The 13,480-nt window shown below is 68.2% G+C and carries 11 protein-coding genes and 1 tRNA gene; 6 read left to right on the forward strand and 6 right to left on the reverse strand.

What is annotated here, in order from left to right; all coding sequences use genetic code 11:
- Window positions 1–87: 87 nt before the first annotated feature.
- The 5 genes from OG710_RS11480 to OG710_RS11500 are packed head-to-tail and all read right to left on the reverse strand — an operon-like array spanning window position 88 to window position 5,443.
- Window positions 88–1,353: an MFS transporter gene (locus tag OG710_RS11480; RefSeq protein ID WP_330239244.1), complete on the reverse strand. Its 1,266-nt coding sequence runs from the start codon at window positions 1,351–1,353 to the stop codon at window positions 88–90.
- 4 nt (window positions 1,354–1,357) lie between these two features.
- Window positions 1,358–1,894, reverse strand: a complete 537-nt coding sequence (locus tag OG710_RS11485; RefSeq protein ID WP_330239245.1) for a GNAT family N-acetyltransferase — start codon at window positions 1,892–1,894, stop codon at window positions 1,358–1,360.
- Window positions 1,891–3,066, reverse strand: a complete 1,176-nt coding sequence (locus OG710_RS11490; RefSeq protein ID WP_330239246.1) for a type III PLP-dependent enzyme — start codon at window positions 3,064–3,066, stop codon at window positions 1,891–1,893. The genes OG710_RS11485 and OG710_RS11490 overlap by 4 nt, the downstream gene beginning before the upstream one ends.
- Window positions 3,063–4,397 (reverse strand): DUF6271 family protein, encoded by a 1,335-nt coding sequence (locus tag OG710_RS11495; RefSeq protein ID WP_330239247.1) that lies wholly within the window; start codon window positions 4,395–4,397, stop codon window positions 3,063–3,065. The genes OG710_RS11490 and OG710_RS11495 overlap by 4 nt, the downstream gene beginning before the upstream one ends.
- Window positions 4,379–5,443 carry a phytanoyl-CoA dioxygenase family protein gene (locus tag OG710_RS11500; RefSeq protein ID WP_330239248.1) on the reverse strand — a complete coding sequence of 355 codons (1,065 nt, stop codon included), beginning with the start codon at window positions 5,441–5,443 and terminating at the stop codon, window positions 4,379–4,381. Before OG710_RS11500 ends, OG710_RS11495 begins: the two co-directional genes overlap by 19 nt.
- A 485-nt stretch (window positions 5,444–5,928) precedes the next feature.
- Between OG710_RS11500 and OG710_RS11505 the strand changes: the two genes are divergently transcribed.
- The 3 genes from OG710_RS11505 to OG710_RS11515 all read left to right on the forward strand — a co-directional run bounded on the left by OG710_RS11505 (window position 5,929) and on the right by OG710_RS11515 (window position 8,180).
- Window positions 5,929–7,446 (forward strand): glycoside hydrolase family 3 protein, encoded by a 1,518-nt coding sequence (locus OG710_RS11505; RefSeq protein WP_330239249.1) that lies wholly within the window; start codon window positions 5,929–5,931, stop codon window positions 7,444–7,446.
- A gap of 248 nt (window positions 7,447–7,694) precedes the next feature.
- A tRNA-Arg gene (locus OG710_RS11510) sits at window positions 7,695–7,767 on the forward strand.
- 101 nt (window positions 7,768–7,868) lie between these two features.
- Window positions 7,869–8,180, forward strand: a complete 312-nt coding sequence (locus OG710_RS11515) for a hypothetical protein (RefSeq protein ID WP_330239250.1) — start codon at window positions 7,869–7,871, stop codon at window positions 8,178–8,180.
- A gap of 394 nt (window positions 8,181–8,574) precedes the next feature.
- On the opposite strand, the gene OG710_RS11520 is transcribed toward OG710_RS11515, so the two are convergent.
- Entirely contained in the window at window positions 8,575–9,081 is a 507-nt protein-coding gene (locus OG710_RS11520) for a hypothetical protein (RefSeq protein WP_330239251.1), read from the reverse strand.
- Between the two features lie 864 nt (window positions 9,082–9,945).
- Here OG710_RS11520 and OG710_RS11525 point away from each other — a divergent pair.
- From OG710_RS11525 to OG710_RS11535, 3 genes are read left to right on the forward strand one after another with little or no spacing between them, the layout of a single operon-like run.
- Complete coding sequence (locus OG710_RS11525) at window positions 9,946–11,895, forward strand: trypsin-like peptidase domain-containing protein (RefSeq protein WP_330239252.1); 1,950 nt, start codon at window positions 9,946–9,948, stop codon at window positions 11,893–11,895.
- A gap of 29 nt (window positions 11,896–11,924) precedes the next feature.
- Window positions 11,925–12,485 (forward strand): hypothetical protein, encoded by a 561-nt coding sequence (locus OG710_RS11530; RefSeq protein ID WP_330239253.1) that lies wholly within the window; start codon window positions 11,925–11,927, stop codon window positions 12,483–12,485.
- 41 nt (window positions 12,486–12,526) lie between these two features.
- Entirely contained in the window at window positions 12,527–13,420 is an 894-nt protein-coding gene (locus OG710_RS11535) for a phosphorothioated DNA-binding restriction endonuclease (RefSeq protein ID WP_330239254.1), read from the forward strand.
- Window positions 13,421–13,480: the final 60 nt, after the last annotated feature.

Raw genomic sequence — 13,480 nt, forward strand, 5'->3', positions numbered from 1 at the left:
GGTGGGAGAGGGGGACCGGACAGGGCAGGTCGCCTACCGTGACAGCAGGCGGGCCCTGCCCCGAGGGCGGGTCCGGCGGATCAGTGCCTAACGGCGGTTCTCTTCGACGCTGTCGTTGGAAACCGACGTGTCGTTGGAAACCGACGTGTCGTTGGGGACCGATGTGTCGTCGGCGGCCTCCGGTGCGGCCTTGCTCGGCTCCCAGCCGATCCGGGTGCTGCACACCGCCACGACGAGCGCGGAGAGCGAGACGAGCGCCAGCCCCCACACGAGGCTGCTCGCATCCGCGACGAAGCCGATGACCGGCGGTCCGGCCAGCAGCCCGGTCGTGCCCATGGCGGCCACCAGAGGCAGAGTGTTCGTGCCCTCCCGCGCGGCCGCCACATAGACACAGGGGGTGACCGCGGCGACGCCCAGACCGACGCATGCGAACCCGATGAGCGCGGGCACCACTCCCCCGGCCATCAGCGCGCAGGCGAGCCCCGAGCCGGCCAGCACGCTGCCCACGAGGACGACACGGCCGTCGCCCCAGCGACTGCGCCAGCCGTCCGCGAAGAGCCGGGCGAGGAGCATCATGCCCGACACCACAGCGATGCCCAGGGGTGCGATCTGCCCCGACGCGCCGGCGACGTCCTTCATGTACAGGGTCGACCAGTCGTTCATCGAGCCCTCGGTGACGGTGCCGAAGACCATGGCGCAGCACATCCACAGGGCCACGCGACTGGGCATTCTCCAAGCGGTACGAGGCTTCTTCCTCGGCCCGTCGGCCGACTTGTCGACCGGCCTGTCGTCGGCCAGCAGACCGCCCTGCGCACCTGCGGCGGTGAGCACGAGAAGGACTGCCGCGACGCAGAAGTGCGCCATGACGGACGAGGTCGCCGTGAGCACTGCCGAGGCGAGGATCGCCGCGAGCAGGGAGCCCGCACTGAACGTGGCGTGCAGCCTCGCCATGGTGGTGCGTTCGTACCGTGCCTCAAGGGCCGCACCCTGGGCGTTCATAGCGGTGTTCAGGCATCCGACGAACACACCGTCCACACACAGCACCAGGAGTGCCGTCGGATAGTTCGGCGCTGCGGCCAGGGCGACGAGCACCCCGGCGAGGGCAAGCGTCGACCAGAGCGAGAGCAGCCGTGACCCCACCCGTCCGACCAGGTACATCACTATGGGGAACGACACGGACGCGCCGACGCCGGCCGCCATCAGCAGGATGCCCACCTGGGCCGGTGTCAGGCCGAGGTCCGCCTTGATGGCCGGGATGCGCGCGGCCCAGGTGGCGTACTGGAAGCCGAGGGAGCAGAAGAGGGCTCCCGTGGCCAACTGGCCTCGGCGGAAGGGAGTGAGGGCAAGGGACACGTGGTCAGCTCGATTCGTGTGGCGGGGAGGGACGGGGACCGTGGACGGGTACGGGCGCGGACATGTAGACGGCGGTGGAGCCGTAGCCGCCCGCGGTGACCGGTCGGGGATGCGCGGTGAAGCCGCAGGACGACCAGAAGCCCTCGCTGTCGCCGACCGCGACCAGTGACAGTTGCTCGTATCCATGCGTTCGCGCTGTCCCCGCGACGTGCTCCAGCAGCCGCCGTGCCATCCCTCCGCCGCGGAACGGTGGAGCGACGACGAGGTCGTGCAGGTGAAGGTTGCGCGAGACGAAGGCGGTCGTCTCGGACTGCCGCAGATCCGGGTAGCGGCCGGCCGGGTAGGGAAGGGCCAGCAGGTAGCCGACGGCCCTGCCGTCGGCCTCCAGTACGAAGCAGGTCTCGGGAGAGACCTCCGCCCGGGATCTCAGCGCCTCCCGGCCCTCCGAGAGGCCCAGCTCCCCGTATGCGGCGGCCTCCATGTCCGCGATGGCGTCCCAGTCCCGGTCTCCTGCCGGACGTATCAGCACATCGCCGTTCACCGGGTGCCGCCTGTGCAGACGCGGGGCAGCGGTGCGAAGCCGTTGAAGCCCTGGGTCATGTAGCTGACCGCGTACGCACCGCAGGAGACGATCTGTACCGGGTCTCCCGAGGCCAGGTCCTCCGGCACCTCCACAAGGCCGTGCGCGGGGGAATAGGCGTCGTCACTGTCGCAGGTGGGCCCCGCCACGACCGCGGAGACCGTTCGTCCCGCGGTATGTGAGGGGAAGACGAGGCGGTACTGCAGCATGTCCATCTCGTACAGGCCGTTGAACTTCCCGACGCCCAGGTACAGCCACCGCTGCCGGACACCATCGGGGAGGCAGCGTGCGGTCATCCGGACGACGTGGGTGTGAATCGTGCCGTGGTCGGCCACCAGGTAGCGCCCCGGCTCCATGACGATCCCGAGGTGTTCGCCATGGGCCCGGCGCAACGCCGCCATTCCCTCCCGGAGGACGAGGAAGATCTTGTCGATCGGCGGGCGCAGCGGGTTGCCGTGCCGGTCGAGGTAGTCGAGCGCGGGAAGCCCGCCGCCGAGGTTCACGTGGTCGAGGACGATCCCGCGCGCCGCGAGGGCCGCCAGCACTGCGTCCAACCGTTCGAAGGCCGCGAGCCAGGCGTCGGGGTTCATCTGCTGGGAACCCACGTGCACCGACAGGCCGGACGGGGCCAGACCGCCGGCCTCGGCCGCTGTCAGGATGCGCACGGCGTCGTCGGGGGAGCAGCCGAACTTGTGCTTCAGCCCCCACAGGGCTCCCTCGCCCGTGGTCGCCAGGCGGCAGTAGACCCGTGCTCCGGGAGCGTGGCGCACGAGGGCCGATACGTCCTCCTGGCTGTCCGTGGCGAAGTCCCGTACACCCAGGCGGTAGGCGGCGGCGATGTCCTGGTCCGACTTGACGGTGTTGCCGTAGTGCGTGCGGGAGAGCACGGCTCCGGCACGCAGCGCGTGCTCCAGTTCGGGCATGCTCGCCGCGTCGATCCCGGCTCCCAGCCCGATCAAGCAGTCCAGGACCTCGTCGACCGGGCACGCCTTCATGGCGAAGCGGACGTCGACACCGGGTACTTCGCGGCGCAGTGTCTCGTACCGCTCGCGCACGCCGTCCAGGTCGAAGACGATCCGGTCCTCTCCGGCCTGCCCTTCCCCGACAGGCGGCAGGCCGGGCTCGCCGGTCATCGGACCGCCCGCCGGGGCCTGGTCGCCGAGGCGTCGACAGGGGTGTTGCGCGCGGCGCGGACCAGTTCCCCCCACGCCTCGGTGAGGACGGCGAAGTCACCGATGTCCTCGCGGGCCTCTTCCAGGAGGCTCTCCCGCCGGGGCAGCAGCAGATCGGCGAATTCGGCGTACCTGCCGCCCAGCCGTCGGTAGGCGGAGTCGACCCGGTCGAGCCGCTCCCGGTTCTCCGCCTGGTCCAGCCCCATGCTCTGCCGGGCGAACCCCGCGACGAGGGGGCCCAGAACCTGCCCGCGCTCGTCGAGCAGCGACGGACCGGTTTCAGCCAGCCGGTCGTAGAGGGAATTGAAGTAGAGCATGGACAACAGGAACTTCACGAACCGCGTCTGATAGGCGACGAACCCGGCGTCGGTCCTGCGCTCGGCAGTGTGGAAATTGACGATGTCGCGGTTGTGCAGCACGCCGGGCAGTCCGGCACTCCGCACCAGGTGGATCAGAAAGTAGTCGCTGCCGATGGTGTCGGTGGCGGGAGGCAGCGGCACCCGGGCGTGCACGTCGTGGAAGGCGATGTTGCACATGTCCACCCGCATCGGGTCGACCAGGCCCAGTGTCGAGTTATCCCGCTCGAACGTCTTCGTTCCCGCGCCCCGGAAGGACTCCGTCACGAGCTGCCGTTTGCGCTCGGCCGGCCACTCCATCGGCGCCCACAGGCTGACCACGTCGTAGTAGACCTCGGGGTCGATACGCGCGACCTCGTCGATGTCCACGGACGGTTCGCCCACGAACGAGCCGCCCACCATCGCCACACGGCGGCCCGCCTGCTCCTCCGTCAGCACGGTCTCCGAGACGGCGTCCGCCGCATCCGCCGCGCGTCTGCCGAGGGAGGCGAGCTCGTGGTGGATGGGGAAGATCTCCCTGCCGTCCGGGTCTCTCTGGTAGTGGCTGTCGGAGTCCCGCCGGTGCACGGAAGAGCATCCGAGTGCGAAGGCGACGAGAAAGGCCCGGTTGGTGCAGGCGCCGTACGACAGTGCCTCCGGGAGCATCAGGTCGAGGAGCAGGCGGGGCTTCGCCACGTCGGCGCACCCTGTGACCCGCTCCAGGAAGTGCCGCTGCCCGGCCTCACTCAGGTGGTGCGTGACGATGCGGGGGTGCGCGGGCTGAGTACGCAGGACCTCGGCGTGCTCGGCGTACTGCGGAGGGGAACAGGTATCGAGCACGAGGAGATGTACCTCGACGTCGAAGTGGTCGACGGCGTAGGCCGCCTCCCGGACGAGGGCCGCGATCGTCGCGGGGCACGTCCGATTGGTCGGAAGGGCTAGGCAGACACGCCGCATATCGCCACCTCGGTCGGTTCGTCGGTGCTTTCGACCTTCCAAGGCTTCAGACCGAGGAGCTTCTCACCGAGTTCGTTCAGCGCGGCCGGCCCGTATCGCTCGCTCTCCGGCCTCACCGCGTCGCCGAGCAGGGTGCCGTTCCACGTGGGCGTGGTGACATCGCGCCAGGAAGCGACGCGCGAGCGACGCAGTTCCGTGTGACTGTCGAGGGCGGGCATCATCGACAGGTACTGCACGGCCCGGACACCCTCCTGGGAGAGGTTGGGTCCGACGCCATGGGCCAGGTGACCGTTGAATATCAACAGGTCACCGGCCTCCAGGACCGGCCGGACCACGGGAAGTTCGCTTCGGTCGATCGCCGGCCGGATCGGGTCGCGGTCGTCCGGCTGGAGCGCCGCCCAGCGGTCGAACGTGCGGAACAGCTCGGGGCAGCACTGGAAGCCACCGTGCTCCTCCGCGGTGTCGTTGAGCGCGATGATGCCCTGGACGCGCTGCGGGGGGATTCCCAGGGTGGTGTCCACGTCCCAGTGCAGTTCGATGTCGAAGCCGCGCTCACGGGGCTCGATCAGGGCCCGGTCACGGGTCTTGATGTTCGGCGGGTTCAGGTTCAGCCGGTCCAGCGTCACCCACAACTCCTCGCAGTCCCACACATCGACGAACGCGTCGTACACGCGCTGTGTCTGCCGGCTGTCCCAGAGGAGTTGGTGGTGGTACGCCTCGACGAAGCCGTAGATGTGCAGTTCCCGGTCGAGTTCGGAGCGGTACTGCCGCTCGTCGTACCAGCCTTCCGGACGGTCGGGGTCGAGGCCCTGGAAGTCCCAGGCGAAGTCCAGCAGACGCCGGGCCGCATCCGGAGAAATCGCCTGCTTGACCACGACGTAGCCATACGTCTGCCATGCCTCGAAGTCTGCCTCGGACAGCACCCGGAGAGGACGGGACTTCTTCACATCCCGCAACCGTACGGGCGTCAGATACGTCTCGCCGTCGGAGCTTAAGTAGGGGAGATCCGAGGCAGCCCGGTAGAGATAGTGATCAGCCGTTGGCATGTTCGCACTCCAGAAATTCGATTCGTCGGCGATCGCTCGACGCAGCCGTCCGGGCCCGTGGCGGACAACCACAACGCGCTTGGCGGTGGTCGCGACGCGATTGGAGCAGGGCACGCCGAAGAACGAAGTGGGTACTGATCTCCCGCATTCCGCGAGCGATCACCAGTTCGGCAACGATGGACTAGACCAATAGACCCTGTCAACGCACCGATCGATCGATCCGATACGTCAAGTGGCTTGAATTGATTGGCAGTCGATCGACCGCGCCATCAGCCGCCCGGCAGGCGCGAACAGGGACGCGACACCTCGCCGCCTCCGCGTCGGCGGCCGCCGGGGGCGGCCCGCCGGGAGAACCGGATCACTTGACACGAATACCTGACGTGGGGTCAGAATCGTCGGCATTGGTGCAGACCAATAGGCGGCCGGGCGGATGTGCCACGGGCGGTCTCTCATGCATGCCCGCGACCCCGCGAAAGGTGCCGACCATGTCCGTCAGAGGTAATACGGAGTTGCGGCAACTGGCACTCTCGGTCCTGCAACCGGGATTCGTGGGGACCACTCCGCCGGACTGGTTGCTGCGAGCCGTCCAGGACGGCTTGGGTTCCGTTGTGCTCTTCTCCCGCAACATCCTCTCGATCGAACAGGTCGCCCGGTTGACCGAGCGCCTGCGGGCCGAGAACCCCGACCTGATCGTAGCGATCGACGAGGAGTCCGGCGACGTCACACGGATCGAATCCGCCACCGGTTCGTCCCGCCCCGGGAACTTCGCTCTCGGATACGTCGACGACCCCGAGCTGACCTCATCGGTCGCCGCGGATCTCGGCCGGCAGCTGCGTGCCGCTGGGGTGAGCCTCAATTACGGGCCCAGCGTCGACGTCAACTCGAACCCGGACAATCCGATCATCGGGGTGCGGTCCTTCGGCGTCGACCCGAAGGTGGTGTGCCGCCACGCCGGTGCCTGGGTACGCGGCCTGCAGTCGTCCGGGGTCGCCGCCTGCGCCAAGCACTTCCCCGGCCACGGCGACGTGGCCGTCGACTCCCACCACGGGCTGCCCGTCTACGACACGACCCGTGAGGAACTGGAGGCCCAGGCGCTTCCCCCGTTCCGCGCGGCGCTGGACGCCGGTGCGCGTGCGGTCATGAGCGCGCACCTTCTCGTGCCCGCCTGCGACCCCGCGGTCCCGGCCACGCTGAGTTCACGCATCCTCGGCGACCTGCTGCGCGGTGAGCTGGGATTCGACGGCCTGATCATCACCGACGCCATCGAGATGGGTGCGGTCGCCGACCGTTACGGCGTCACCGGTGCCGCGGTCGCGGCCGTGACGGCCGGCGCCGATGCCATCTGCGTCGGCGGGGAGAACGCCGACGAGGGTATCGCCACCGGCATCGTCGACGCGCTGGCGCAAGCCGTGCTCGCCGGGGACCTGCCCGTCGAACGTCTCACCGATGCCGCCCGCCGCGTCCGTGAATTCGCCGCATGGTCCTCCCGCCTCGCCCCCGCCGCTTCGGACGGCTCCGTTCCGGACGGCTCCGTCGGCCTCTCGGCCGCCCGGCGGGCCATCCGCGTGCGAGGAGCCACGCACGGCGTCCTGCCGGTGTCCGCCTCACCGCATGTCGTCGAGCTGTCGCCCGCCACCAACCTCGCCATCGGCAAGGAGACCCCCTGGGGCGTGGCCGCTTCCCTGCTCCAGCACATCCCCAGCGCGACCTCGGTCCGGCTGGGGCAGGAGAACCTGGACCCGCCGGCCGCCACCGCGGACCTCTGCGGACTGGACGGGGCACGGGGACGCCCGCTCGTCGTCGTCGTCCGTGACGCCGCCCGTCATCGCTGGATGACCCACGCCCTGGAGGAGATCACCGGAGCCAGGCCCGACGCGATCGTCGTGGAGATGGGCCTTCCCGGACAGCGCTGGGGAGCGACGACCCTGGACACCCACGGAGCCTCCACCGCTTCCGGGGCCGCCGTGGCCGAGCTGTTGGCAGGTGCACCTGCAAGGCCGTAGCGGCCCTTGCCCCGAGGCCCATCCATCGCCGCACCGAACAGATCCGGCCACAGATCCCGACCGATCCACGGCGGCATCAGGACAGGTGACCGGATCTGCGACAGGCCGAGGGCCGCCCCGTGGATCGAGACCGCCGGCTCACCACGCACCCCGATCCGCCGAGCACGTCACCCGCTACACTGGCTGCGGCGAGCAGGCAGGCCCTCACCGGCCGACCACCAACCTGTCCGAAGCATGTCGCCTTCGTCGCCCTCGTAGCTCAGGGGATAGAGCACCGCTCTCCTAAAGCGGGTGTCGCAGGTTCGAATCCTGCCGGGGGCACAGAGAAACACCAGGTCAAAGGCCCTTCCGCCCGTGGGCGGGAGGGCCTTCGTACTCGCAGCACACATGCGGCTGCGGGCAAAGGTGGGGAGCTGTGCGGTATGCCCGCGAAGGACGAGCCGGCTCGCCGCCGGCACGAGAGGCTGATCGACCGGCTCGAGTCGATGATGCTGGCTGCGCTGAGGCCGGAGGACGAGGGGTACTACGGGCAGCTCATCCTTGACGCTGACGATCTTGCAGAGATGGGCGAGTTCAAGGACGTCCGGCGTGCCGCCAGGGAAGCGGGACGGCATCTCGACTGGAGGACGACCACCCACCTCGTCGGCGGGAGGCTCTTCGTCCTCGACGAGCGCGAGGTGCCCGAGAGGATCGAGCGGTTGGCCGGGGATGCGGCCGCTGCTGCGATGGACTGAATCCGGGACGAAGCCGTCGGCCGCGACTGACCTTTTCCGAGGAAGACCCGAAGGGGCACCCCACCGCATGAGCCCGGTGGGGTCCCCCTTCGGTTGCGGCCCCCGGGACGGGTCAGGCACGCATCACGCGGCGTCTTCCTCCAGGGCGGCCACGGTCTCGGCGGCCTCACGGGCCTTCCGCTCCGCCTACTCCAGCTTGACCTTCGCCTTGGCCAGTTGCTTGGAGCGGCGCTTGCATCTCCTTCGAGACCTCGTCCAGGCGGCGAGGTCCGAAGATCTCGACCCCTCCGAGCGGGAGAGCGCGAACGGGATCGAGGACATGCACCGAGAATCCATCGCAGGCTGCGAGGACGCCGCCATTGGCAAGGTTGAGCGCACGACCAGTTAGAGAGTTCTATTCCTCGGCATCCCGCGACGGACGTTCTTCTTGGTGCAGCACCTTCTCCATAAAGGAACGAATCGTGGTCTCGTACGGCTTGTACGAGAAATCTCCGCCGGGCGGGCGCAGCGAGATCAAGTCATGTGCCACGACGAGAAGCGAAAGCAACAGGCGGTTAACGTCTGAGGATGAGACATCAGAGTGAAGGCCCTTGTTACTCAGACTGTCCAGCCTGTCGATACGCTTCCCCAAGTCCTCGACGTTCGCGATGAGCAGTTCCCGCGTGGTGTCAGAGGTGACGTTTTCCGCGATGTACGCCCATAGGCGGTTCCGGTACTCAGCCTGGCCGACCTTTCGCCCGTTGACTTTCTCTTCACGGGGAGGATAGAGGCAGTCAGCAAGCTTTTCCGTGAATCGACGGCAAGACAGCGACACATGCGCCAGCTCTTCCCCTGTCTCGTGGCTCTCGAACGCCTTGAGGGCCGCGTGGAGCCGTTGATTGAGAATATCCGTGTACAGCACGGCCTCCTTCTCAACCCCCTAGCCCGGCACCAGCGAACTCACTCGACCTACCAGAGGTCTCCATCGCTGCGTGGAACCATTCCCCCTTCGGGTTCGGAAAACAACGGGGTCACGGCACCAGTCCAGCGGAGTGCGCATCCCTGTCGCCGTCCCAACCGGCCGTCCTTCGGACGGGAGTGCCTTCGCAGGACACGCACGGCACATGTGCGGCTGCGGGCAGAGTTGGCGAGCCGTGCGAAATGCCCGCGAAGGGCGAGCCGGCCCGGCACCGGGACGAGAAGTCGCACGAAGCTCACCGGCCCACCGACCGTGCAAGCACGGCAAAGAAGGCATGGGCAACGGGCAACCACCAAGCGGAAACATCTCTCTGACTGGTGGTACACCAGCGCATGGCCTGGTGTACCACCAGCAAAACATGGAGATCACGAGGAGACATTCAGGACAACATCTCCAGGAGTCCTGACTCGCCACAGCCCAAACGCCCTGGCTCGGCCGACCGCACAGCGAGCCACAGGGGCATCCCACGCGGACTACAAGCGCCGCATGTCCAGAAAGAACTAGATGCATCACCGAATACGAGCGAGCGCCCGTCTTGCTGCGCTCGGCGCGGCCGCAGCAATTCTGTTTGCCTCGCCCGGCGTAGCATCGGCCGCGCCGAGTCCGGCCGCACCGACGGCGACGCCGTCCGGGTCTGCTGAGGCTCCGGACACCAGTGGAGATTTCTCCGATGCCTCCCCTGCCCCGTCAGGTACCCCGCCCACTGCCCGGCCGACGGACGCGGCAAAGCAGAAAACCACTGCTCCGGAATCCCCCGCTCCCATTTCCGGGGCGGACACGCCGAAGCCGGAGGACCCTGCGACGGGGATGCCCGAGGGCTCCACGACGCCCCAGGAATCCGTAGCGCCGGATGGCGAACTCAAGGCAACGCCCGAAGAGATCGCGGAGGCAAAAAAGGCGGAATCGTACTGGACTCCGGAACGCATCGCGGATGCAGTGCCTGCCAATCCGGAAAAGGGCGTTGAGGGATCGCCAACTCTTGGCAGCCTCATGAGATCTCCCTCGCACATCGACAACAACGGTGTGGCCACCGCCGGCGTCTTTCTGATCAGCCAGGACGACGACCCGCAATCGGACCCCGGAAAGCGCGACCAGTTCTGTTCCGCGTCGTCGGTGGCTTCGCCCACCAAGTCACTGGTGCTCAGCGCCGCCCACTGCCTCAACGACAACGACCGGTTCCGCAATCTCGCTTTTGCCCCGGGGTGGAAGGTCGACCCGAACAAAAAATCCCAAGGCATCGCCCCCTACGGAATCTTCCCGATCAAGAAAGGAAAGATCTGGATCGACGGACGCTATCTCTCCCAGGGCACGGTGAAGGCGGATGACCTCGACTTCGCTTTCCTGAAGACCGGCCCGAACTCCAAGGGTCAGTTCCTGGAGAACGCCACAGGGATGGGTAACCAACTGACCATGCTGCCCGCTGCCGGGAACCTGAACCAGAGGAACGTTTCCCTGATCGGATTTCCGGGCGGGGCCAAGTCACCGCTGGTCTGCCCCTCGACCAGCACCAAGGAGTTCGAGGGACGATTCCTGGAGATAGCCTGCGACGGGTTTGCCCCTGGTGTGTCCGGCGGCCCGTTCCTGCGGAACTTCGATGGCAAACGGGGAGATGTCATCGGCGTGATCGGCGGATACAAGACGGGCGGAAAGTATGACAACGTCTCCTATTCCTCCCAGTTCGACGCCGACGTGGTACGCCTGTACAACCAGGCGGTCAACGACTACGCGCCGGATCAGCCGACCGGGATCGACGGCATGGGTGACGCCAACCTCTGGACCCATGCCGAAGCCGCCGCCACCGGCCAGTTCCACACGTCCTCGCAGAAGACGAAGGACGGCGACTTGATCGTCAAGTGGTCCGATGGAGAGGTCACCCTGTACCCAGGCGACCAGTCACAGGGCTTCTACACCGGCTGCGCTCCCGGCCAGCCCTGCGAGACCCAATTGGCGAAGCCCAACAAGCTGTGGGCGGACCACGCCGAGGCCATCACTGCGGGCGACTACACCGGCTCCAACGCATTCGACCTGATGGTCAAGTGGAGCGACGGCGAAGTCACGATCTACAAGGACATCGACGAGACGACAAAACTGCCGACCGCCACCGATCAGCACCCGGCGAACGAAATCAAGATCGCCGCCGCCGGTTCGACATGGAAGTACGCCAAGGGCCTGGCGACCGGCAAGTTCGGCGGCAACAAGTGGCCCGACGACGTTGTCGTGCGCTGGGTCGACGGAGAGGTGACGAAGTACATCAACGTCGACGGCACGGGTTTCCACGCCGAGCAGCAGCTCCAGGCCCCCAATAGCCTGTGGAAGAACCACGCCACGATCATCGCGGGCGGCGACTTCGACGGCACCACCAACTCCGACTTCGACCTGCTCGTCCGCTGGTCCGACGGCGAACTCACCGTGTACGAGGACCTCGGTGCCAACAGCCTGAAGAAGGAGCGGAAGCTCAGGTCCGCGAACCAGCTGTGGACCCACTCCCGCGTTCTTGTGCCCGGCGAGTTCGGCGGCAATCTGTGGGAGGACGACCTCTTCGTCCGCTGGTCCGACGGAGAGGTGACGGTCTACGGAAACACCCAGGCCGACGCGCTGGGCCGGGAGTACCAGCTCGTGCCCCCGCCTGCCAAGGGCTCGGCGCTCCGACGCGCGCAGTACAGCGGTTGGGCTGGGAAAGAGGAGACTGCCGCCGAAGAGTCCTGTGCCTCGGTGTGCGGCCCCGGTCTGCTGCGGCGGATCACCACAGAGAAGTGAGCAACAACCCACGTTGAGACGGTGGATACATGCGTATACGTCAATTCCTGCCGGTCTGCGTTGCAGCCGTCGGGCTGCTCGTCGGGTGTGCCGAAGCGGGCGAGGAGCCGAATGGGCCGGTGGATCGGTCGGCGGCGTCCGCCGAGCGGCCGAGCGGGCCGCCGGGTGACGGCAGCCGCGCCTGGGAGCCGGACGACGCGATGCGGCGGGCGGAACGGGCTCTGGAAGCGGTCTCCGACAGCGACGCGCGTCCGGAACTCGTCCACGCCGCAAGCGCGTCCGTCGCGAGTGGCATGGACCAGGAGCACAAGGCGCCCGGCGACCGGCCGTACCTCCTCGGCATCACCTGTGACACGAACGGGATCGAGGAACTCACCCTCACCCTGTCGCGAGGCGATCAGGAGCAGGCGTACGGGATCGGGTGCGGGGACCCGGAGGCCGACCAGTTCAACATCCCCGCGGGTGAGCCGTTCACCGCACGGGTCGCCCCGGTCGAGAACGGCACCGGCCTGATCCTGTGGCGCCTGGACACCATCGCCCGGGATGCGGTGGAGGGGTGTGACGACGACATCGATGGTTGTGACAGCTGAGCCGGTGGGCGGCCGCGCGGGGCCGTCTACCATCAGCCGGCATGGAGTGGATGGAGCGCGTCGCCAAGTTGAGGCAGTGGACCAGGAGCGGGGCTCGGGCTCCGCACAAGCCGTTGCTGCTCCTGTACGCGCTCGGCCGGTTCCGGGCGGACGCCGACGGCGATCTGCCGTACACCGCCGTGGAGCGGGATCTCCAGCTCCTGCTGACCGAGTACGGGCCGCCCAACAAGACGACGCCCGCCTACCCCTTCCATCATCTGGTCAACGACGGGGTGTGGGAGGTGCGCACCGATCGTGGGCCCGGCAGCCCCGGAAGCGGGGTGCGGGATCTTCGGGAGAGCGGCGCCACCGGGCGGCTCGCGCCGGATCTGCGGGCGGCGCTGCGGCGTGATCCGCAGCTGCTCGGCAGGCTCGCGGGGCTGCTGCTCGACCTGCACTTCCCGCCCTCCCTCCACGGCGAACTGTGCGAGGCCGTGGGCCTGGAATCGGAGCCGGTCGAGACCGGGCCGTTCGCCGCGGCGCGCAGGAACCGGGACCCGCGCATGCGAGAGCGGGTGCTGGTCGCCTACGAGTACCGGTGCGCCTTCTGCGGCTACGACGGCAGGATCGGCGCGCTGCCGGTCGGGCTGGAGGCCGCCCATGTGCGCTGGTGGGCGTTCGAGGGGCCCGACGACATCGAGAACGGGCTGTGCCTGTGCTCCTTGCACCACAAGCTCTTCGACCGGGGCGTCCTGGGTGTCGGGGACGGTCACCGCATCCTGGTCTCGCAGAGCTTCGTCGGCCACAGCGCGGCGGCCCGCGAGCAGGTCATAGCCCTCGCCGGCCGTCCGCTCGTCGGGCCGCAGGCCGGCGCGGACCCGGTCGCCGCCGCTCACCGCGACTGGCACACCCGTGAGGTCTTCCGGGGCGAGCCGCGCCCCGCCGCGACCGCCTGACCGCGCGCCCGACGCGCACGGCGGCGGGCCGGCCGTCCCCGGGTGGGAGCGGGCGGGCCG

Source organism: Streptomyces sp. NBC_00525 (genome assembly GCF_036346595.1).
Lineage (GTDB): Bacteria > Actinomycetota > Actinomycetes > Streptomycetales > Streptomycetaceae > Streptomyces.

Coding starts and splice junctions, on each gene's coding strand:
- OG710_RS11490 (WP_330239246.1), bottom strand. CDS start 3,066: ATGACCGGCGAGCCCGGCCTGCCGCCTGTCGGGGAAGGGCAGGCCGGA.
- OG710_RS11495 (WP_330239247.1), bottom strand. CDS start 4,397: ATGCGGCGTGTCTGCCTAGCCCTTCCGACCAATCGGACGTGCCCCGCG.
- OG710_RS11500 (WP_330239248.1), bottom strand. CDS start 5,443: ATGCCAACGGCTGATCACTATCTCTACCGGGCTGCCTCGGATCTCCCC.
- OG710_RS11505 (WP_330239249.1), top strand. CDS start 5,929: ATGTCCGTCAGAGGTAATACGGAGTTGCGGCAACTGGCACTCTCGGTC.
- OG710_RS11515 (WP_330239250.1), top strand. CDS start 7,869: ATGCCCGCGAAGGACGAGCCGGCTCGCCGCCGGCACGAGAGGCTGATC.
- OG710_RS11525 (WP_330239252.1), top strand. CDS start 9,946: ATGCCCGAGGGCTCCACGACGCCCCAGGAATCCGTAGCGCCGGATGGC.
- OG710_RS11530 (WP_330239253.1), top strand. CDS start 11,925: ATGCGTATACGTCAATTCCTGCCGGTCTGCGTTGCAGCCGTCGGGCTG.
- OG710_RS11535 (WP_330239254.1), top strand. CDS start 12,527: ATGGAGTGGATGGAGCGCGTCGCCAAGTTGAGGCAGTGGACCAGGAGC.